This is a genomic window from Williamsia sp., assembly GCF_036566845.1.
GTDB lineage: Bacteria > Actinomycetota > Actinomycetes > Mycobacteriales > Mycobacteriaceae > Williamsia.
On sequence record NZ_DATCVM010000205.1, the window covers coordinates 1 to 20,663 of the forward strand.

Below are 20,663 nucleotides of genomic sequence, written 5' to 3' on the forward strand. Positions count from 1 at the left end.
CGGTGCGGTCCTGGAAATGCATTGTTAGTCCCGCCATAACCAGTGTGAAACCGGTGCCTTCTGTACTGGAATACGCAGCCGGATCCGGCTTCTCGCCTCGCGGCAGTGTCGCCGCAGCGGCCTCAACATTCCGTCCCATCAGGAGGACTCTATGTCCGAGATCGACCAGACCATCGCCGAGAATATCAAGACCTCCCTCGCCGAGATCCCGCACCCATCGTTGCCGAAGGGCAGCAACATCTACGGCGGTACCAAGATCTTCCCCGACTACAAGGCAAACGACGGCGAATCGTACTTCACCCTGGTTCACGGTATCGCTCATGAATCGTCGGTGAGTTTTGTGGCAGTCCTGCAGGCCACCCGGGCGCTGCGCAAGGGATTTGAGTCGGCAATGTACTTCTATGGACCCGGCGCCATCAACTGTCTGGCCACCCGTGGGTTCCCGACCACCGGCGACTCGGGGTTCCCGGGTGAGCAGAACATCAACGATTCGCTCGCCACATTCATCTCCGAAGGCGGCACGGTGTTCTGTTGCCGCTTCGGTCTGGCGTTGCACGGGGGACGCGAGGAAGACCTCATCGAGGGTGTCATTCCGGCGCATCCGCTCGATGTGCAGGATGCGCTGATCCATTACGCACGCAAGGGCGCGATCATCAACTCCACCTACATGGTCTGAGAGTGCCGACATGCTGGAGACGGAGCGGAGCGGAGCTCGACCCGAGACGCTGGAGACGGAGCGGAGCGGAGCTCGACCAGAGCAGGCCTTATCGGCACGCGTAGATCTCGCGTTGCTCGGTGTTCGTGGCTCACCGCCGTTGCGCCGAACCGCGGGGGCCGGTCCCAGCGACGATGGCCACCTGATCATCGATGGCCTCAGTGCCGCGGTCCCGCGCAATCCGCTGAGTCCTTATGTCCTTGACGGTGATCGGGTCTTGCTCGACGGCGAGGAGACTGGGTTGGAGGTGTCGGCGATCGAGAGGCCGGCCTTCTACGACCTGCGCACCGAAACAGGCGTCGCATACGAGAAGATAGCCAAGCTGCACGGTCGCGACGTATTGGCGACCACGGTGATGCAGACGTGTATCCGCTACGACGAGTCCCAGCGCTGCAGGTTTTGCACCATCGAGGAGTCGCTGCGGTCCGGTGCCACAGTGGCCGTCAAGAAGCCCACCGAGCTGGCCGAGGTCGCCGAGGCGGCGGTCCGTCTCGACGGTGTCAAACAGATGGTGATGACGACAGGTACCTCCGCTGCCAAGGACAGGGGGGCAAAACATCTGGCGCGCTGCGTTCGTGCGGTCAAGGCGGTGGTTCCGGATCTGCCCATCCAGGTGCAGTGTGAACCGCCCGGAGATCTGGCCACCCTCAGCGAGCTGAAGGACGCCGGAGCCGAATCGATCGGTATTCACATCGAGTCCCTCGATGATTCCGTCCGGAGACACTGGATGCCGGGCAAGGCGAGTGTTTCCATCGATGAGTACCGGGCTGCCTGGTCGGAGGCGGTACGTGTCTTCGGACGCAATCAGGTGTCGACCTACCTGTTGATCGGATTGGGTGAGGACCCCGACGAATTGGTCTCAGGTGCACAAGAACTCATCGAGATGGGAGTGTATCCCTTTGTGGTGCCATTCCGTCCGCATGAGGGGTCGCTGGCGGTGGATGTCGATCATGCCGCTGCCCCACGTAGTGACGTCGTCGAAGACATCACCCGACGGGTCGGCAAGGAATTGACGGCCACGGGCATGCTCGGGGCCGACCAGAAGGCCGGGTGTGCCGCCTGCGGCGCATGCAGCGTTCTGCAGAACGTGGGAGGTTGACCGTGCACGCAGGCAGCAGAGATCTGGCGATCCTCACCGGTCCGCGACCCGTCGCTTCGCCGGCCGCGTTTCTCATCCAACCTGCGCGGGACACAGAGGAACTCACTCAGTATCGTGCGCTCCGCCACCAGGCTTTTGTGGTGCGGCAGGCGCTGTTTAAAGGATCTGACCGCGACGAGATCGACGACGACCCTCGCACCGTTGTGCTCTGTGCGACGGCGCCCGACGGCACGGTGTTGGGCGGGGTGCGGCTGGCGCCGGCCACCGCCGACGACATCGGCTGGTGGACCGGCAGCAGGCTGGTGGTAGCGCCCACCGAACAGGCTCGGGGGGTCGGTCCCGCGCTGGTGCGAGCAGCAAGCGCATATGCCGAGACTTCCGGGGTACTCCGATTTGATGCCGCAGTACAGCAGCGGTACCTGTCGATGTTCACCTCACTGGGCTGGCAGTACACCGGCGACGTCGATGTCGCGGGCGTTGCTCATGCAGCGATGCGGTGGCCCATCAACAAGATCGAGCGTCTCGTCACAGCGACCAAGGCGATGCTCGCCGAGGTGCTTGCGCCGCTGTCATCCCAGTCGATGGGATTGGGTCCCAGTGGTTTCCGTGGCGACGACGGCACACCGGTTCCGGGTAGTGACCTGATCGCGGCCTGCGACGCGATCATCCCGTCAATGGTCGAGCGTGATCCCGAATGGGCGGGCTGGTGTGCGGTTTTGGTCAATCTCAACGACCTGTCCGCGATGGGTGCCACCCCGGTCGGACTGCTCGACGCGGTGGCGGCACCCACACAATCGCAACTGACGAGAATCATTCGTGGGATGGCCAGAGCCGCGCAAGCATGGGGCGTTCCGGTTCTCGGAGGTCATACGCAGGCGGGTGTTCCGTCATCGTTGTCGGTCACCGCGCTGGGCCGCACCGCGAGACCGATACCGGCCGGGGGCGGACGTGTCGGTCACGACTTGCGGCTGACCGCTGATCTCGGAGGCAACTGGCGGCCGGGATATGCAGGTCAGCAATGGGACTCGACGTCGACACGTAGGTCCGAGGATCTGGCGCGGATGGGCACCTACGTGCAGCGGGCGGCCCCTGCGGCAGCGAAGGACGTCAGTATGGCCGGGCTTGTCGGAACCACCGGCATGCTCGCCGAGGCATGCGGAACCGGCGCGTTGCTCGACATCGCCAGTATTCCAAGGCCTTCCGGTGTTGCGATGGGCGAATGGGTCACCGCATTTCCGGGATTCGCAATGATCAGCGCAGACGCGCCGGGCCGAGAGGTTCCCGATGCGGGACCGGCGACCGGTGCTGTCTGTGGACAACTCATCGAAGGCCGGGGGGTCAGCTTACGTTGGCCCGACGGCACGATCACGCAAGCGGTGCACGGCACCGTCACAGGATTGGGGAAAGCATGAGCACCACAATTTCTGTCGCGTCGGCGCAGTTCGGCCGCGACATGGAAGAGGCGTACCGGACGATCGGTGCACTGATCGAACAGGCAAAGCAACGGGGCAGTGACCTGCTGGTTCTCCCGGAGGCGGCATTGGGCGGCTATCTGCCGAGTCTGGGCGGGGGCGACGAGAGTCCGGAGGCGCGTCAGCGCAGACTCGAAAGTCTGCCGCCCGCTCTCGAACTCGGTGGTCCGGAACTGGCACGGGTCGCCGCGATGGCGGGAAACATGACGGTCACCTTGGGATTCTGTGAGGCCGACGGCGAGACCCGTTACAACGCCGCGGTCACCCTTTGTGGCGACGGGATCCTCGGGTCTTATCGCAAGGTCCACCAGCCGCTGGGTGAAAACCTCTGCTATTCAGCCGGTTCGGAGTATCCGACATTCGATACGCCGGTCGGCCGCATGGGCATGCAGATCTGCTACGACAAGGCATTCCCGGAGGCTGCCCGGGCGTTGTCACTCGGCGGGGCGGAGATCATCGCGTCTCTGTCGGCCTGGCCGACGGCGCGAACCAACGCCACGCCCAATATGGAAGACGACCGCTGGAAGCAGCGTTTCGACATCTATGATCGGGCTCGCGCGCTGGAGAACCAAGTGGTCTGGGTGGCATCGAATCAGGCCGGAACCTTTGGTTCCCTCCGATTTGTGTGCAGCGCGAAGATCGTTGGACCCGGTGGTGAGGTTCTCGCCGACACCGGCACACAGGAAGGCCTGGCGACCGCAACACTCGACGTCAAGGAGGCGATGGGAGCGGCCCGCGGCGGTGGTATGTACAACCTGCGTGATCGACGCCCTGAACTCTACGGCAGTGTCACCAAGCCCAATCGCGTCGAGGAACTGACCTATGCCTGAGATGACCTTCACCGTTCGCTGGCCGGATGGTTCACAACAGCAATGCTATTCACCATCTCTGGTGATGCACGACTTCCTGGAACCGGGCGTGGCTTACGCGCTGGGCGACTTCGTGTCACGCAGCACCAAGGCCTTGACCATCGCCAGCGACCGCGTCCGCGCGAAGTTCGGGTTCGCCTGCACCTCCGCGGCCGCCCAGATCGAGGACATCGAGGCGGCGGCGCGTCAGATGCCCGACGGGCAGGTCACGATACTGACGATGAGCGGTGCCGAACTCCTCACTCCGACAACGGCAGGACAGTCATGAACAACCCCGAAGCAGGTGCCCCGAACGTCGAGGAGGTGCCGGTGGTGGTCATCGGTGCCGGACAGGCCGGTCTGTCGATCAGTTGGCATCTGGCCCAGCGAGGTATTGCTCACGTGGTACTCGAACGTGACACCATCGCCCACGAATGGCGCGACGGACGCTGGGACAACTTCACACTCGTCACACCCAACTGGCAGTGCAACCTGCCGGGATACGAATACTCCGGCGACGATCCGAACGGCTTCATGACCCGCGACCAGGTCTACGCCTGGGTCCGGGACTACGCACGGACGTTCGACGCCCCGGTACGCGAACATGTGTCGGTGACATCGGTCAGTCAGTGTGCCGGTGGTGGATTCGATGTGCTCACCACCGCGGGGCCATTCCGAGCAGACCACGTGGTGGTCGCGGTCGGCGGCTATCACACACCGGTGATCCCGCGGTTCGCGGAAAAGCTACCCGACCGGATCGCACAGGTGCATTCATCGCAGTATCGCGGTGCCGATCGGCTCCCCGATGGGGCGGTGCTGGTCGTCGGATCCGGCCAGTCGGGCGCGCAGATCGCCGAAGACCTGCACCTCGCCGGTCGAAAAGTTCACTTGGCCACCGGAAGTGCCCCCCGGGTGGCCCGCTTCTACCGAGGTCGCGACTGCGTCGCCTGGCTGCACGACATGGGCGTCTACGATGTCTCGATCTCCGAACATCCGGGCGGTCTGTCCAAGCGCGAGAAGACAAATCACTATGTGACGGGCCGTGACGGCGGACGTGACATCGATCTACGAGGGTTCGCCCGTGAAGGTATGCAGTTGCACGGCCGATCCACCGGGCTTGTCGGGACAACGATGACGTTCGCGCCCAACCTGGCGAAGAACCTCGCAGCAGCCGACGCCGTCAGCGATGCGATCAAGGACGACATCGACGCCTATATCGATCGCGCCGGCATCGATGCGCCGACAGAACAGCGATACGTCCCGGTGTGGACGCCTGAAGCCGAAGTGACCGAACTGGATCTGGCCACCACCGACATTTCCGCGATTGTCTGGTCGATCGGCTTCCGTACCGACTACAGATTCCTCAAGGTGGGGGTTTTCGACGGAGAGGGCATGCCGACCCACACCCGTGGCGTGACGTCGGCACCCGGTGTCTACTTCCTCGGCCTGCCATGGCAGCACACCTGGGGTTCGGGGAGGTTCGCGGCCATCGCGCGTGATGCGGAGTATCTGGCGGATCAGGTGATCGCGGGGTGTGTTCCGAGCGCACAGGCCAGGTCGAGTCACTAGGCTGATCGGCTATGGCACCCATTCGAGTTGCCGCATTGGCCGCCCACTTCGGCAGGGATGTCGAGCGGGCAGTGAGCAAGATCGTCGGGATCATCGAAGCGGCTGCGCGCGACGGCATCGACCTGCTGGTGCTGCCGGACGCGTCGATCGGGGGCTACATCGGTGACCTGCGGTCACCGGACATCGACCACCTGCCGCCGACAGTGGGCACCCACGGTCCGGAACTGACGAGGATCGCGGAGGCAGCGGGATCGATGACAGTGTGTGTGGGCTTCACCGAGGCTTGGGAGGGCAAGCGGTACAACACCGCCGTCTGCCTGTCTGGTGGCGGCATCTTGGGCCTGCACCGCAAGGTCCATCAGCCCGCCGGCGAATCGCTGGCCTATGCCGCGGGTGACACCTTCGCTGCCTTCGACACCCCCGTCGGTCGGATCGGAATGCTCATCGACTACGACAAGACCTTTCCGGAATCAGCTCGCACTCTGGCGCTCGACGGGGCGAGGATCATCTGTGCGCTGTCGGCGTGGCCGGCGAGCGTCACCGATCGTGCCTCACGGCTGCCCAATGACCGGCAGTCCCGGCTGTTCGACCTGTATGACGCGGCCCGGGCCGCGGAGAACCAAGTGGTGCTCGTGTCGTCGAACCAGACCGGTGTGATGGGTAAGCTGCGATTCCTCGGGCAGGCCAAGGTGGTCGGTCCCGGCGGTGAAGTGCTGGCGAAGACGTGGGCCAAAGGTGGAATGGCCATGTGCGACATCGACATCGACGCCGAGATCAACCGCGCCCGCACGGTGCTGCATCACCTGGAAGAACGGCGCATCGACACATATTGGCAGGACAATCCTTGAGAGTTTCACTACTGACGTACTCCACCAAACCGAGAGGCGGCGTGGTCCACACCCTCAACCTCGCCGAGGCGTTGGCCCGCGCGGGGGCCGACGTCACCGTCTGGTCGTTGGCGCGCGGCGGCGACCCGGGCTTCTTTCGCCCGGTCGATCCGGCTGTGACGGTGCGATTGGCCCGCTTCGACGACCTCGAACGCGATACGGTCACCGACCGGATCGTGCGGTCGATCAAGGTTCTGGGTGATGAGTTCGATTCGGCTGCAGCAGATATCGTCCACGCGCAGGACTGCATCAGTGCGAACGCGGTGGGCCGCTGCATCCGGACCATCCATCACCTCGACCAGTTCACCACGCCGGTTCTGGCTGCCTGCCATGAGAAGGCGATCGTCCTGCCGTACGCCCGGATCTGCGTGTCCGCTGCGGTGGCACAGGAGGTTCGGAAAGGGTGGGGTTTCGAACCGACCGTGATACCGAATGGTGTGCAGGCGGACCGGTTCGCGGATGCAGCCGGGAAAGGTCCAGAATCCGTTGCTGCGCGCCAACTGTGGCGCACCCGGCTCGGAAAGTATGTGCTCGCGGTGGGCGGAATAGAACCCCGGAAGGGGAGCACAGACCTGCTGGAAGCCTATGCATTGATGCGGCGCGACGATCCGGCACTTCGGCTGGTGTTCGCCGGCGGTGAGACGCTGTTCGACTATCGAGGCTATCGATCCGACTTCGACCGCCGGGCATCTGAACTCGGCATCGAACCGATCGTCTTGGGTCCGGTCCCGGACAGCACCCTGCCGGCACTGGTCGCCGCGGCCGCGGTGTTCGCGTTCCCGTCGACCAAAGAGGGTTTCGGCCTGGCCGCGATGGAGGCCTTGGCTGCCGGCACTCCGGTGGTCGCCCGCGATCTGCCGGTGTTGCGGGAGGTCTTCGGTGAGACCGTTCGGTATGCCCGGACAGTCGCCGACCTGGCATCGCAACTGACGGCCGCGATGGACGTAGACCCGGACAGGCAATCAGTGGGTCGCGCTCTGGCAAGAGGCCTGACCTGGGAACATGCTGCCCAACGTCACCTTGGGTTCTACCGCTCCCTGATCTGACCCCACCCCGCGCCGCCGAGCGTGCCCATCCAACCGCCGAGCGTGCCCACATCACCGCCGAGCGTGCCCAAATCGCCGCCGAGCGTGCCCAAATCACCGGTCAGCGTGCCGAAAGTGATTGCACACGAACAAGTTAGGCACGTTCGACGGTAACGAGGGCACGGTCGGCGGCGTTATCGGCACTCTCGGCGGTGAAGGTGAGCACGCTCGATCACGGGACCTCTGTCAGGACCCGGTCAAGCGGAACCTACCGTAATGCCTCATGTCAAACTGCCCGCGAAACCAGGCTTACCGTACTTGCAGGATCCGGATCCGATACTGCACACTGGACGACGTTCTGTTCCCGACAGTCAGGTTTCCAGTGAAGATCATCGACGGCCCCGCGTCCTAGCGCGCTGACACCGTTCGATTCGTCGCACTCTGCGGCGGGATGAGTTGTTGGCGCACTCCGTCACCATCCTCCTGGGAGCCCTCATGCCTCCACATTCTGAATCAGTTATCTCCTTCCGTGACGTCTGTGTTGATTGGCCGGACGGTACCCGCGCGTTGTCGAACCTGAGCGTTTCGTTCGGTACCGGGCACATCGGTGTCGTCGGCGCCAACGGGTCAGGTAAGTCAACCTTGCTGAAAGTCATTGCGGGCGAGGTTGTCCCGACGTTCGGTTCGGTCACGGTCGGCGGTGACGTCGCGTATCTGCCGCAAGATCTGACCTTGCAGATCGACGAAACGGTTGCGGACCTCCTCGGCATTCGTGCTCAATTGGACGCCTTGGCCGCGATCGAGGGCGGCTCCACCGATCCGGCTGACTACGAAACTCTCGGCGACAACTGGGACGTCGAAGCGCGCGCCCGGCAAGTCCTTGACGAGGCCGGACTGGCGAGTCTTGGTGTGGACCGTGACGTGGCCACATTGTCAGGAGGTGAGGTGGTGCTGACCGCGATCGCCGGACTGAGGCTGAGGGATGCACCCATCACATTGCTGGATGAGCCGACCAACAACCTCGACCGGGCTGCGCGGACGCGCCTCTACGACCTGGTCCGGAGCTGGCCAGGGACGCTTCTGGTCGTCTCCCACGACACCGCGTTGCTCGAATTGATGGACACCACAGCCGAACTGCGCGAACGCGAGGTCACCCTGTTCGGTGGGCCGCTGAGCGAATACCGGGAACATATACGGCTTCAACAGGAATCGGCCCATCAGGATCTGAGGTCGGCGCAGCAGGATCTGAAGGTCCGGCAACGTCAACGGATCGACACCGAAACGAAGGTTGCGCGGCGCAGTCGATACGGGAAGAACAACACCGGACTGCCGAAAATCCTGCTCGGCGCGCGCAAGCGCAGTGCGCAGGAGACAGCCGGTCGACTACGGGTGGAGGGCGATGCCAAGATCAGCGACGCGCGGCGAGCGATCGAGAGTGCTGCCGAATTGATCCGCGACGACAAGCACATCCGCATCGAATTGACCGACCCCGATGTTCATGCGGGTCGCCGGCTCGCTGAGATACACAGCGGCGATTCGACGATCGTGATCGCCGGGCCGCAGCGGGTCGCGCTCACCGGGGCAAACGGTGCCGGAAAGACGACGCTACTGCGAACGCTGTGGGATCCCGAGCCTTCGGAGAATGGCCCGTACGCGGTGGCCCACACCGACCACATCGGTTATCTCGCACAGCGTCTCGACGACCTCGACGATGCCGCGAGTGTTCTCGACAACGTGCGGTCGGCGGTGCCCGACGCCCAACCGAATGCTGTGCGGGCCAAACTGGCTCAATTCTTGCTGCGCGGGGATGCGGTGGATCGGCTGGTGGGTGAACTGTCCGGTGGTGAACGATTCCGGGTCGCGCTGGCGCGACTCCTGCTCGCCACCCCGCCAGTTCAGTTACTCATTCTCGATGAGCCGACCAACAACCTGGACATCGAGAGCGTCGACCAGCTGGTGGATGCGCTCTCGGCGTATCGGGGCGGGATGCTGATTGTCAGTCACGACGACGCATTCTTGTCCCGGCTCGGCATCTCGCTTTCGCTGGTGCTCGCCGACGGTGTGGTGGAGCCGGGCGAACTCTTCAACACCGAGTAGACGACGAGGCCGGCGACCAGGGCCCAGAAGGCGGATCCGATGCCCGCGACCGAGATCCCGGCCGCGGCGACCACAAAGGTCGTGATGGCCGCGGTCCTGCTCCTGTCGTCATGCAAGGCGGCAGCCAGCGCCCCCGCGAGGGTATCGAGCAAGGCCAGGCCGGCCACCGTTTCCACCAGACCGGTCGGTGCGATCGTCACCAGTGCGGCAACGGCAGCCGAGCCGATACCGAGGATGAGGTAGACCGGGCTCACCGCGGCAGCCGCGATCCACCGTCGACGTGGGTTGGGTTCGGCGGCCGGCGCTGCCGTCAGCGCGGCACTGATCGCGGCGAGGTTGACCGCGTGGCCGCCGGCCGGCGCCACCAGCGACGTGAGAGCACCGGACACCAGCATCGAAGGGCGCCAGGGGATCCGGTATCCGAAACTGGACATCACCGCGGTGCCGGGAAGGTTCTGGGAGGCCATCGTGACGATGTACAGCGGCAACGCGATCCCGACACAGGCCTGCCAGGTCCATTCCGGCACAACAAGATCCATCCGGGGTATCAGCGAATCCGCGGTCACGCCCTTGTCTGACGTCAACAGGACCACTGCGATGACAACGGCCGCGGTTCCGAATGCGGCGGGCACTGCCCAGCGCTTGGCGTACCTGATCAAGATCAGCCAGACGACGATGACCGGGGCGATGGCGAGCGGTCCGGCGGCGACCGCACGAACGGGTTCGAGGCAGAGGGGTAACACGATGCCGGCGAGCATCGCCTGGGCGATGGGAGTGGGAATGGCTTGCACGAGGGCTCCCAGGCGCGGCCACAATCCAGTCGCGATGACCATCACCCCGACGAGTGCGAATGCCCCGACCGCGGCAGGGAACCCGCCATCCGGTGTCACCGTGCCGGCGAGTAGCGCGGCACCCGGGGTCGACCAGGCCAACGTGATCGGCATCCGGTAGCGGGTCGCCAGGAAACCGACTCCGATGGCGATGGCCAGGCACAGGGCAAACAGGCCCGATGCGGCTTGTTCGGGTGATGCACCGACGGCTCGCAGGCCGGTCAGGACCACGGCGAACGAACTGGTGAAACCCACCAGCGACGCGACGACGCCGGCGGTGATCGGCTGGGTGAGCGACACACGAACCTCCGCGGTCGGGACTGTGAGGACCATCGTAGAGTAGATTGGATCTTGGATCCAATTAAAGGAAGATGTAATGCCGCCGACACGTTCAACGCAAATCCTTGACCTTCTGGGAGTTCGTCCCACCTCGGTGCAGCACGCGCGGACCGTCATCGAAGCAACCTTGGCCGAGGCGATCCTCGATGGATCCCTGGCCAGTGGCACCGCACTTCGCCAGGCAGAACTCGGCGAGGTGTTCGGCGTCAGCCGGATGCCGGTCCGCGAAGCCCTTCTGTCGCTGCAGGCCCGCGGTCTGGTCGATCACGTGCCACACAAGGGTGCGGTGGTGGTCGGCGTCGACCCGGAGGACGTCGTCAACACCTATCGGATCAGGTTGCTCCTGGAACCAGAAGCACTGGCCGGTTCCATCCCGCACCTCGGACTTGCCGACATCGACGACGCGCGCCGCATCCTGGAGGCCATGGAAGACGATCCCGACCTCGTGGATCTCGGCAGACTGAACTCTGAGTTCCATCTCGCTCTCTACAAGCGGCATCCGAATGCCAAGTTGCTGAAGCTGATCGGGCGGGAGCTCGACGACGAGGACCGCTATCTGCGGTTCCATCTGGCCGAGTTGGGTTCTGATCAACTCGCCCAGACCGAACATCGGCAGTTGGTGGATCTCGCCGCACGCGGTGCGACCGGTGATGCGGTGGCGGTGCTCCGGCAGCACATCGGCGCCGCCGCCGACACGATCGAGGCGTACTTTCGCGGGCGTTCGCAGAACTGAGCCCGATATCAAGCCTGTTCTCCTCGGGTATCCCTGCCCGGTTCGGGTATCAAGGAAGCATGCCCGAAGGTGACACCGTGTTTCAGGCCGCAGCGCGGCTGCATCGCGCGTTGGCCGGAAAAACGTTGACGCACTGCGATGTTCGGGTGCCGCGTTTCGCGACATCGGATCTGTCCGGTCGCACCGTAGATGAGGTGCTCGCCCGCGGGAAGCACCTGTTGATCCGGGTGGGCGAGTACACCGTGCACTCCCATCTCAAGATGGAGGGGCGCTGGGACATCTACACGAAAGGTGCCAAGTGGCGGCGACCGGCATTCAAGGCCCGGATCATTCTGGAGGCCGGGTCGGTGCAGGCGGTCGGCTTCGAACTCGGCACACTCGAAATCCTTCGTCGCGCTGATGAAGACGCGGCCGTCGGCCACCTCGGTCCCGATCTGCTCGGAGCCGACTGGGACGCAGATGTTGCCGTCGCGAACCTGTCATCGAATCCGGCCCGGCCGATCGGCCTCGCCCTGCTCGATCAGCGGATGCTGGCCGGGATCGGCAACGTCTTCAGGTGTGAGATGTGCTTTCTTCGCCGGACCCACCCCGCCGTGCCGGTGGCTGATGCGGGGGATCTCCGGGAATGGGTCGATCTGGCGAAGAAGGTGCTGGAGTTCAACCGAAACCGCACGATCCGGGTGACAAACGTCGACCGCGCCGGTGAACGAACGTGGGTTTATGGCCGAGCGGGGCGACCGTGCGGGCGCTGCGGGACCACCGTCAGGTCAGTGGACCTCGGCGGCGGATCCACCGATCTCGAGCGGGTCATCTACTGGTGTCCGTCATGTCAGCCGCCACCGTGACCAGGTCGGTCCGGATCGGTTCATCGAAGGGCTCGGGTCGAACCCGCCGGGCCGATCGGCCGCGCAGGAAGGCCGCGATTCCGGCGACGACCACCAGCACCAGGACGTAGATGCTGTAGCCGATGGCAGTGGGTCGCAGCCCGAAGTGTCCGACTGCGATACCGCCGATCACCGCGGGGATGCTGAATCCGATGTAGCTCACCACGAACAAGGTGGAGAAGACCTGCCCGCGTTGCTCCGGTCCCGTGGCCGCGATCAGCACGGCCATGATGCCGGCAAACGTCGCCCCGAAACCGAACCCGGCGATCGCCGAACCGAGAAGATAAATCGGGAGCGTGGCCGACATCGTTCCGATCAGGTTGATGATCAGTCCGGTGCCGAGTGATCCGAGGCCGATTGCGACCTTGCGTTCGGCTGACCACTTCGATGTCGCCGCGGACCCGAGCGCGCCGCAGGTGAAGAACGTTCCGAGGATGAATCCGGTGGCCATGTGGTTCTCGACACCGAAGATCCGAGGCACGATCGACGACCCCAGGGAGAGGGTCAGTCCGCCCAGGGACCAGACGGCCAGGACCCCGAAGGTCGACGTGAGGAACACCCCGCGGACTGACGGCGGCAGACCGGCACTGGGCCGCAGCACCCGCCAGAGATGCCGACGGGAGTCGAAGCCCGCCCGTGCAGACGTCTCCGGGACGAAGGCGATGAGCACAGCGGAGATCGCGAACGCGGCGATCAGGATGAGGAAGATCAGCTCCCGGGGCATCGGGGCGTACTCGATGAGGATCCCGGCGACGATCGCGCCGAATGCCAGTCCGCCCAGGGGCGCGGCAGAACTCGTGACCGACCCGATCCGGGGATTCGGCTGCAGATCGACGATCGTGGCACTGAGGGTGCCGGTCAGGGCTCCGGCGGCGAGGCCCTGCAATATGCGGGCCGCGATGAGCATGGGCACTCCGTCGGCGAATGCAAACATCACCATCGACACGGCCATCATTGCCAGCCCGCCGAGCAGGACTGGGCGCCGTCCGATGTGGTCGGAGAGCGATCCGACCGTGAGCAGCCCGGCCAGCAGTGCGATCACGTAGACCGCGAAAATGACGGTCAGCGTGAAGGAGGAGAACCCCCACAGCTCCTGATACACGGGGTATAGGGGAGACGGCGCCGATGCCGAGAACATCATCGCGACTGTGGTTGCCGCGATCACGATGAATGCGGTGAGCTGACCAAGCTGCCGAGATGCCATTCCTGTACCCAACCCCTGGCAGCCGCCGACAATTCCTGACGTCTGCGAAAGATCTGGAAACTCAGCCGGCCGGTGGGTTCGGTGGCTGCTCCAGTGTTGCCCGGAACGCGTCGGCGGCCGCGTCCCCGTGGTGTTTGTAGCTGTTCCGCGGATCTTTCATGTCGAATCGGACAGCACCCGACTTCGCCTCCCGGAGAACGCCTCGGATCTCACGGGCGGTCGGCGGCCAGAAATCGGTCGTCCATCGCGGCTCGGCGAGCTTGGCGCGGAAAGGGTCGATGCCCGGGACGACGATGTCGGCCGCGAACTCGCGGGTGGGTGTCTGTCCGTCGCTGCTCACCCGGACGATGTTGACGGCCACGATGGTCGCGGTGCCGGATACCCAGTTCTTACCGAACATCGCGTTCCTCTTGGTCAGGGATGAGGCCTAAACCATAAGCGAAGAGAACCGTTGTTGCCCGAGTTCAGGAGGGCTTCTCACCAATCGACCTTGCACTCGACCCGTGTGAGTGCTAAAACGAAACCTGGCACTCACCAACCGTGAGTGCTAGGTCGGAACGGTGAGACCGGTCCTAATGACACGACCGGTCGTCCGTCGCGGGCACCGAATCCGACTATGAACTTCCAGTGTCACCCCCTATCGGAGGATCACTTCGTAATGGCCAAGATCATCGCATTTGACGAAGAGGCTCGTCGCGGCCTCGAGCGGGGCCTCAATGCCCTCGCCGACACCGTAAAGGTGACGTTGGGACCCAAGGGTCGCAACGTCGTGCTCGAAAAGAAGTGGGGCGCCCCCACCATCACGAACGACGGCGTTTCCATCGCCAAGGAGATCGAGCTCGAGGATCCCTACGAGAAGATCGGCGCCGAGCTGGTCAAAGAGGTCGCGAAGAAGACCGACGACGTCGCTGGCGACGGCACCACCACCGCCACCGTCCTGGCTCAGGCCCTCGTCCGCGAAGGCTTGCGCAACGTCGCTGCCGGCGCGAACCCGCTCGGCCTGAAGCGCGGCATCGAGAAGGCTGTCGAAGCCGTCACCGAGTCGCTGCTGAAGTCCGCCAAGGAGATCGATACCAAGGAGCAGATCGCTGCCACCGCCGGTATCTCCGCGGGCGACCCTGCCATCGGTGAGCTCATCGCCGAGGCCATGGACAAGGTCGGCAAAGAAGGCGTCATCACCGTCGAGGAGTCGAACACCTTCGGCCTGCAGCTCGAGCTCACCGAGGGCATGCGCTTCGACAAGGGCTACATCTCCGGCTACTTCGTCACCGACGCAGATCGCCAGGAAGCCGTCCTCGAAGATCCGTACATCCTGCTGGTCTCCGGCAAGGTGTCGACCGTCAAGGACCTGCTGCCGCTGCTGGAGAAGGTCATCCAGGCCGGCAAGCCGCTGCTGATCATCGCCGAGGACGTCGAGGGCGAAGCCCTGTCGACCCTGGTTGTCAACAAGATCCGTGGCACCTTCAAGTCCGTCGCCGTCAAGGCTCCGGGCTTCGGTGACCGTCGCAAGGCCATGCTGGCCGACATCGCCATCCTTTCCGGTGGCGAGGTCATCAGCGAAGAGGTCGGACTGTCCCTCGAGGGCGCCGGCGTCGAGCTGCTGGGCACCGCACGCAAGGTTGTTGTCACCAAGGACGAGACCACCATCGTCGAGGGCGCCGGAGATTCCGAAGCCATCGCCGGACGCGTGGCTCAGATCCGTGCCGAGATCGAGAACAGCGACTCCGATTACGACCGTGAGAAGCTGCAGGAACGTCTGGCCAAGCTGGCCGGTGGCGTTGCTGTCATCAAGGCCGGCGCTGCGACCGAGGTCGAGCTCAAGGAGCGCAAGCACCGCATCGAAGATGCCGTGCGTAACGCCAAGGCTGCTGTCGAAGAGGGCATCGTCGCCGGCGGTGGCGTGGCCCTGCTGCAGTCCGAGTCGGCCATCGACTCGCTGACTCTGGAAGGCGATGAGGCCACTGGCGCCAACATCGTCCGCGTCGCTCTGGAGGCTCCGGCCAAGCAGATCGCCATCAACGCCGGCCTCGAGCCCGGTGTTGTCGCCGACAAGGTCCGCAACAGCCCGCTGGGAACCGGCCTCAACGCCGCCACCGGCGTGTACGAGGACCTGCTGGCCCGCGGCATCAACGACCCGGTGAAGGTCACCCGCTCGGCGCTGCAGAACGCAGCCTCGATCGCGGCTCTGTTCCTCACCACCGAGGCCGTCGTCGCCGACAAGCCCGAGAAGAACGCTGCACCGGCCATGCCGGGTGGCGACGAGATGGGCGGCATGGGCTTCTAGTCCACGCTTTCCGCTCTACGTTTTCTCGACTGAGCCCGGTCACCTTCTGGTGGCCGGGCTCAGTGCTGTTTGCCGTAGGCGCCGACAAGGCTTTTCACGCCTACCGTCTGAGTATTTTCACCCTGCTGCGCAATGGTGGCGAGGCCATAGTGTCCTGGCATGACCTTCAACCAACACATCGCAGGGCCGCGCACCACCAGCCAAACCGTCGACTACACCATGACGGTGATGCTGCTGGTGCTACAGGGGCTCACGTTTATGGCCAGCGTCTACATCAGTCTCTTCTTTGTGATGGCCACGGACTCGTGCTACGGAGATTGCGACACCGGGCCACTCACCACGGCGTATGCGGTCACCGACGGTGGTGGCCTGGTTGTCATGGTGTCTGCGATAGTCGCGTCGCTCGTGCTGCTGGCGCGGCGACGCCTCGCGTTCTGGGTGCCGCTGGTCGGAATTGGTCTGCAGGTTGTGCTGCTGATGGCAGGGGTTGACATCGCGAGCAGCATCATGTGAAGCGATGCGGAATGCCGGGTGGTCGAAGGTGGTTGTGGATGACATGGCTGCTCCCATCACTGTCGACATCTGGTCTGACATCGCCTGCCCGTGGTGCTATATCGGCAAACGGAAGTTCGAGGCCGGACTCGCCGAGTTCGAGAGCCGCGACGATGTCGAGGTGACCTATCACAGCTACGAGTTGTCCCCCGATACCCCGGACGACTTCGCGGGGTCGTCGATCGACTACCTGGTCGAGAAGAAGGGGATGCCCGCCGACCAGGTGAAGCAGATGCTCGGCAATGTCACCGGCATCGCGGCCGAGGTCGGGCTCGACTTCGACTTCGACTCGGTACTGCAGACCAAGACTCTGAAAGCCCATCAGGTGCTGCACCACGCCAAGGCGCAGGGCAAGCAACTCGAGTACGCGGAGCGGTTGTTCAAGGCGTTCTTCGAGGAGGGACGCCACGTAGGCAACAGCGAGGTCCTGGCCGACCTCGCCGTCGATGTGGGCCTGCACCGCGATGCGGTGCTCGCGGTGCTGGCGTCCGGTGAATACGCCGACGCTGTCGAAGCCGACATCGATCAGGCTCGCGCCTACGGCATCACAGGTGTCCCGTTCTTTGTCATCAACGGCAAATACGGTATCTCCGGCGCACAGTCCCCCGAGACGTTCACCGGAGTACTCGACAAGGTTCGGGCCGAGGAATCCACCAATGTCTGAGCCCTTGCACACCCCATTCGAGCTCGTCGGCGACCAAGACGTCGGCGTGTGTGTCGATGGGGTGTGCGCGGTTCCGGGATCAGAGCCCGGGGATTCGGACCACCGTGAAGGTGATGTCGGTCCGTAACCGGAAGCCCAGGTGTTTGTACAGCTCGTTGGCGTTGGTGTTGTCGGCCGCGGCGTGGAGGAACGGGGTTTCGCCGCGGGCATAGATCCCGTGGGCGACGGCCGGAGCCGGGTCCGGAATCGCACCCTCGCCGCGGCGGATACTTCGGACCCCGGGGGCATAGCCGCTGGCCAATTCGGTTGCCTGCTCGTCGGTTTCGGCGACGACCGCATCCACTGATGCGCCGGCGACCGCGGCACTCGAACCGCCGGAGGCTCCGAGAATCCAGACCTGAACATCGGCACTCTCACCCGGCGCGGCGTGCGCGGGCAGGCCGTCGGTGCTGACATGCGTTCCGTCCAGCAACGCGAGGACTTCGAAGATCTGCTCGTCGTAGCTCGGTGCGTATGCACCGGGTTGCTGGAGGAGTTGAGCAGGTGCGTGATGGATTTGGTCGCGAATGCGTCGACGATGTTGTACAACTTGGGCAGCAGCAGCAGTCCGTTCGCGGTGTAGGAGTCCCCGTCGGCGCAGCTATGCCGGCCACCGGCCGGGCACCTGACGTTCAGCTGCGGGTCACCCCGCCTCGCTAGCCTTCGCAGGAGTCTCGGACCGGGGGCGCAGCGCAGGCAGGGGTGCAGGGCAGGCAGGGGTGCAATGGAACTTCGACATCTCACGTCGTTCATCGCGCTCGCCGAAGAGTTGCATTTCGGCCGGGCGGCGGCCCGGTTGCACCTGTCGCAGCCGTCGCTCAGTGCGCAGCTGCAGAAGCTCGAGAAGTCACTCGGGGTCAACCTGGTGGTCCGGACCTCGCACGACGTGCAGCTGACGTCGTCGGGAGTCGAGTTCGCCAAGCAGGCCCGGATAGTTGTCGCACAGATGGACAAGGCCGTCGACGTCGCGAAATCGACCGCTGCCGGCCAGGTCGGTTCGTTGAACATCGCATACAACTTCCTGGCGAGTAGGCACGTTCTTCCGGCCGCTCTCACCAGGCTCCATGAGCGGCATCCCGAGATGGCCGTCTCGTTGTGGGAAAAGCGAACGGGACCGCAGCTGAGCGGTCTGCAGGATGGCTCGCTCGACGTCGCGCTTGTCTACGGGCGGCCCCAAGTACCCGGTTTGCGGGCGAGACTGCTGCTGTCGAAGGTGCCGATCGTCGCGGTGGTGGGGCGTTTGCACCCGTGGGCGGGACGATCGAGCGTGCGATGCGCCGAATTGGCGGGCGAGAGATGCGTTCTGTTCGCCCGCGAGCAGTGTCCACCGATGTACGACGTCATCGTCGGCGCTGCGGCGGAGGCCGGAGTCGCACTCACCATCGCCCAGACCGCGGACGATCCGAGCGGGACCGGACACATTGTCGCGGTGAAGCCCTACGTCGCGTTCGCGTCGCTGTCGCGTGCGGCCGCGGTGGGGATGGGCACGGCGGGTGCGTCTTCGGTGGCGGTCAAATTGGTCGATCCGATCCCGACGGTCGACCTGTACATGGTGTGGTCGGCATCGACCGTGAACACCGCGGTCGACGCGTTTGTGGGATGTGTCGACGACACCACTACTTGAGTCCGCTGCGGACAAACGCGTTGACGATGTGCCGTTGCAGCACGACGTACAGCGCGAAGATGGGCAGGCACGCAAGTCCGGCGAGTGCCATCATCGGACCCCATTGGTCGCCCTCGGTGCCCATGAAACTGCGCAATCCGAGCTGCAACACATCATTGCCCTGCTGGAGAACGACAGCGGGCCAGAAGTATTCGTTCCATGAATTGATGAACAGCAGGATGGCCAAGGCCGCCAGCGCAGGTCGCAGGTTCGGCACCACGACCGTCCACAGGATCGACCACGAGGAGCGGCCATCGGCGCGGGCTGCTTCGATCAGCTCTTTCGGAAACCCCGCCATGTACGTGCGCATCATCAGTACTGCCAGGGCCGAACTGAGCGTCGGGAGCACCACACCTGCCAAGGTGTTGAGCAGTCCGAGCTGATCGAGCAGGACGTAGTTCGGCAGCATCGTCACCTGGTACGGCACCAGCCAGGTGCCGACGAAGGCCAGATACAGCACTCGCTGAAACCTGAACCGGTACATCGCAAATGCGTACGACGCCAGGATCGCGATCAACATCTGGCCGCACGTCGACGCCAGCGCGACACCAGACGTGTTGATCATGAGGCGGACGACGTCCACCTTGCCGGCGGCCTCGGAGTAGTTCTCGACCGACAACGGCCAGGGCACCGGAGTCAGCGAGCCGACGTCGCCCGGCCGGCGCAGGGATGTCGCCACCAACCAGTAGATCGGGAACAAGCACGCGGCGGCGGTGATAGCCAGGGTGAGGTGGTTCCGGATGCGCGCAGCCAGGGCGCCACCCGCGGTCGTGCGCGGGTGCGGCGCCGCCCCCGGGGCGCTGTCAGTTGTCATGGAAGGAGATCCGTTCCGACAGCCAGACGAGGAATCCGGCGACCACTCCGAATCCGAGGAACAGGACGACGCCTGCCGCTGCGCTCAGTCCGGCGTTGAATGAGTGGAATCCGTAGTCCCAGAGCAGGTAGTAGATGTTCGTCGTGGCACCGGCCGGCCCGCCCTGGGTCAGGGTGTCGATCAGCGGGAAACTCCACTGGGCGCTGAGCAGAATGGTCATGAGGGTGAGGAAGACCAGCGTCGGGGACAGCAGAGGGAGGGTGATGCGGGCTCCGATCTGCAGGCGGGTAGCGCCGTCGAGTGCCGCTGCCTCTTCGTAGTCGGAACTGATTCCCGCGAGGCCGGCGGACACCGCCAGCACCGCGAACCCGATCAGGTGCCATCCGGTGATCACGATGATCGTGAGCTGGGCGGTGCTCTTGTCGTAGATCCAGTTGTGGTCGGTGCCCAACAGTCGGTTGACCACACCACCGCCCGGGTCGAGGAGCCACCGCCACACGGCTGCACCTGCCACCGGTGCCACCAGGAACGGGGCAAAGATCAACCCCTGGTAGATCTTCGAACTGCGCACCGTGATCCCGCGCATCGCGAAGCCGATCACCACCGGTAGCACCACGGTGAACGGCAGGAGGCCGATGATCAGCGTGGCGGTCAGCCACACCGCATCGCCGAGAGCCGGCAATTCGAACAACTTCCGATAGTTGTCGACACCGACCGATTCCATCGGGCTGGTGGGCAACAGGTTCCACGAGACGGTGGACAGTTGCACGGCCTGGACCAGCGGGCGATAGGTCCACACCACCAGCAAGGTCAGGGCGGGCGCGAGGTACAGGTACGGTACGGCGCCCCGTCGCAGCCGCGACCATCGTCGGTTCCGCATGGACGGCTGCGGTGCGGCGGGGTGGCGAGTCGGCGCCGGCGGCTGGGCTGTCACGAACATGATCT

Annotated in this window: 21 protein-coding genes; 15 read left to right on the top strand and 6 right to left on the bottom strand. The window is 64.5% G+C overall.

The window, feature by feature from the left end; all coding sequences use genetic code 11:
- Positions 1-151 precede the first annotated feature (151 nt).
- The 9 genes from VIQ49_RS19580 to VIQ49_RS19620 all read left to right on the top strand — a co-directional run bounded on the left by VIQ49_RS19580 (position 152) and on the right by VIQ49_RS19620 (position 9,712).
- Positions 152-676, top strand: a complete 525-nt coding sequence (locus tag VIQ49_RS19580) for an MSMEG_0572/Sll0783 family nitrogen starvation response protein (RefSeq protein WP_331887720.1) — start codon at positions 152-154, stop codon at positions 674-676.
- Between the two features lie 10 nt (positions 677-686).
- The gene (locus tag VIQ49_RS19585; RefSeq protein WP_331887722.1) at positions 687-1,814 is read left to right on the top strand and encodes an MSMEG_0568 family radical SAM protein; all 1,128 of its coding nucleotides are present in this window, start codon (positions 687-689) and stop codon (positions 1,812-1,814) included.
- Positions 1,784-3,226 carry an MSMEG_0567/sll0787 family protein gene (locus VIQ49_RS19590; protein ID WP_331887724.1) on the top strand — a complete coding sequence of 481 codons (1,443 nt, stop codon included), beginning with the start codon at positions 1,784-1,786 and terminating at the stop codon, positions 3,224-3,226. The genes VIQ49_RS19585 and VIQ49_RS19590 overlap by 31 nt, the downstream gene beginning before the upstream one ends.
- On the top strand, positions 3,223-4,116 hold the full coding sequence (locus VIQ49_RS19595; RefSeq protein ID WP_331887726.1) for a carbon-nitrogen hydrolase family protein: 894 nt from the start codon (positions 3,223-3,225) through the stop codon (positions 4,114-4,116). The genes VIQ49_RS19590 and VIQ49_RS19595 overlap by 4 nt, the downstream gene beginning before the upstream one ends.
- A complete protein-coding gene (locus tag VIQ49_RS19600; protein ID WP_331887728.1) occupies positions 4,109-4,423 on the top strand; it encodes an MSMEG_0570 family nitrogen starvation response protein in 315 nt (104 codons plus the stop codon). The genes VIQ49_RS19595 and VIQ49_RS19600 overlap by 8 nt, the downstream gene beginning before the upstream one ends.
- On the top strand, positions 4,420-5,703 hold the full coding sequence (locus tag VIQ49_RS19605; RefSeq protein ID WP_331887730.1) for an MSMEG_0569 family flavin-dependent oxidoreductase: 1,284 nt from the start codon (positions 4,420-4,422) through the stop codon (positions 5,701-5,703). The genes VIQ49_RS19600 and VIQ49_RS19605 overlap by 4 nt, the downstream gene beginning before the upstream one ends.
- 11 nt (positions 5,704-5,714) lie before the next feature.
- Positions 5,715-6,551, top strand: coding sequence for a carbon-nitrogen hydrolase family protein (locus VIQ49_RS19610; protein ID WP_331887732.1), 837 nt, complete (start codon positions 5,715-5,717; stop codon positions 6,549-6,551).
- Positions 6,548-7,636, top strand: a complete 1,089-nt coding sequence (locus VIQ49_RS19615) for an MSMEG_0565 family glycosyltransferase (RefSeq protein WP_331887734.1) — start codon at positions 6,548-6,550, stop codon at positions 7,634-7,636. The genes VIQ49_RS19610 and VIQ49_RS19615 overlap by 4 nt, the downstream gene beginning before the upstream one ends.
- A gap of 474 nt (positions 7,637-8,110) precedes the next feature.
- Positions 8,111-9,712, top strand: coding sequence for an ABC-F family ATP-binding cassette domain-containing protein (locus VIQ49_RS19620; protein WP_331887736.1), 1,602 nt, complete (start codon positions 8,111-8,113; stop codon positions 9,710-9,712).
- Here the strand turns inward: VIQ49_RS19620 and VIQ49_RS19625 are convergent.
- Positions 9,616-10,875, bottom strand: a complete 1,260-nt coding sequence (locus VIQ49_RS19625; protein ID WP_331887738.1) for a benzoate/H(+) symporter BenE family transporter — start codon at positions 10,873-10,875, stop codon at positions 9,616-9,618. The genes VIQ49_RS19620 and VIQ49_RS19625 overlap by 97 nt on opposite strands.
- A gap of 100 nt (positions 10,876-10,975) precedes the next feature.
- Between VIQ49_RS19625 and VIQ49_RS19630 the strand changes: the two genes are divergently transcribed.
- Positions 10,976-11,614: a GntR family transcriptional regulator gene (locus tag VIQ49_RS19630; protein WP_331887740.1), complete on the top strand. Its 639-nt coding sequence runs from the start codon at positions 10,976-10,978 to the stop codon at positions 11,612-11,614.
- A 59-nt stretch (positions 11,615-11,673) separates the two neighbouring features.
- The gene (locus VIQ49_RS19635) at positions 11,674-12,459 is read left to right on the top strand and encodes a DNA-formamidopyrimidine glycosylase family protein (RefSeq protein WP_331887742.1); all 786 of its coding nucleotides are present in this window, start codon (positions 11,674-11,676) and stop codon (positions 12,457-12,459) included.
- On the opposite strand, the gene VIQ49_RS19640 is transcribed toward VIQ49_RS19635, so the two are convergent.
- Together VIQ49_RS19640 and VIQ49_RS19645 are read right to left on the bottom strand one after the other, a co-directional pair.
- Positions 12,422-13,702: an MFS transporter gene (locus VIQ49_RS19640; protein WP_331887744.1), complete on the bottom strand. Its 1,281-nt coding sequence runs from the start codon at positions 13,700-13,702 to the stop codon at positions 12,422-12,424. The two genes, VIQ49_RS19635 and VIQ49_RS19640, sit on opposite strands and share 38 nt — an antisense overlap.
- A gap of 61 nt (positions 13,703-13,763) precedes the next feature.
- Positions 13,764-14,102: a hypothetical protein gene (locus VIQ49_RS19645; RefSeq protein WP_331887746.1), complete on the bottom strand. Its 339-nt coding sequence runs from the start codon at positions 14,100-14,102 to the stop codon at positions 13,764-13,766.
- A gap of 258 nt (positions 14,103-14,360) precedes the next feature.
- On the opposite strand from VIQ49_RS19645, the gene groL reads away from it, so the two are divergent.
- The 3 genes from groL to VIQ49_RS19660 all read left to right on the top strand — a co-directional run bounded on the left by groL (position 14,361) and on the right by VIQ49_RS19660 (position 17,202).
- Entirely contained in the window at positions 14,361-15,986 is a 1,626-nt protein-coding gene (gene groL / locus VIQ49_RS19650; RefSeq protein ID WP_331887748.1) for a chaperonin GroEL, read from the top strand.
- Positions 15,987-16,145: 159 nt separating this feature from the next.
- The gene (locus VIQ49_RS19655) at positions 16,146-16,499 is read left to right on the top strand and encodes a hypothetical protein (protein ID WP_331887750.1); all 354 of its coding nucleotides are present in this window, start codon (positions 16,146-16,148) and stop codon (positions 16,497-16,499) included.
- Between the two features lie 43 nt (positions 16,500-16,542).
- Entirely contained in the window at positions 16,543-17,202 is a 660-nt protein-coding gene (locus VIQ49_RS19660) for a DsbA family oxidoreductase (protein WP_331887752.1), read from the top strand.
- A gap of 79 nt (positions 17,203-17,281) precedes the next feature.
- Here the strand turns inward: VIQ49_RS19660 and VIQ49_RS19665 are convergent, their stop codons facing one another.
- Positions 17,282-17,674, bottom strand: coding sequence for a GNAT family N-acetyltransferase (locus VIQ49_RS19665; RefSeq protein ID WP_331887754.1), 393 nt, complete (start codon positions 17,672-17,674; stop codon positions 17,282-17,284).
- A 291-nt stretch (positions 17,675-17,965) separates the two neighbouring features.
- Here VIQ49_RS19665 and VIQ49_RS19670 point away from each other — a divergent pair, with 291 nt between their 5' ends.
- Positions 17,966-18,865, top strand: coding sequence for a LysR substrate-binding domain-containing protein (locus VIQ49_RS19670; protein WP_331887756.1), 900 nt, complete (start codon positions 17,966-17,968; stop codon positions 18,863-18,865).
- Here the strand turns inward: VIQ49_RS19670 and VIQ49_RS19675 are convergent.
- Both VIQ49_RS19675 and VIQ49_RS19680 read right to left on the bottom strand, forming a co-directional pair.
- Positions 18,858-19,718, bottom strand: a complete 861-nt coding sequence (locus VIQ49_RS19675; protein WP_331887758.1) for a carbohydrate ABC transporter permease — start codon at positions 19,716-19,718, stop codon at positions 18,858-18,860. The genes VIQ49_RS19670 and VIQ49_RS19675 overlap by 8 nt on opposite strands.
- Positions 19,708-20,658, bottom strand: coding sequence for a carbohydrate ABC transporter permease (locus VIQ49_RS19680; protein WP_414731670.1), 951 nt, complete (start codon positions 20,656-20,658; stop codon positions 19,708-19,710). The genes VIQ49_RS19675 and VIQ49_RS19680 overlap by 11 nt, the downstream gene beginning before the upstream one ends.
- Positions 20,659-20,663: the final 5 nt, after the last annotated feature.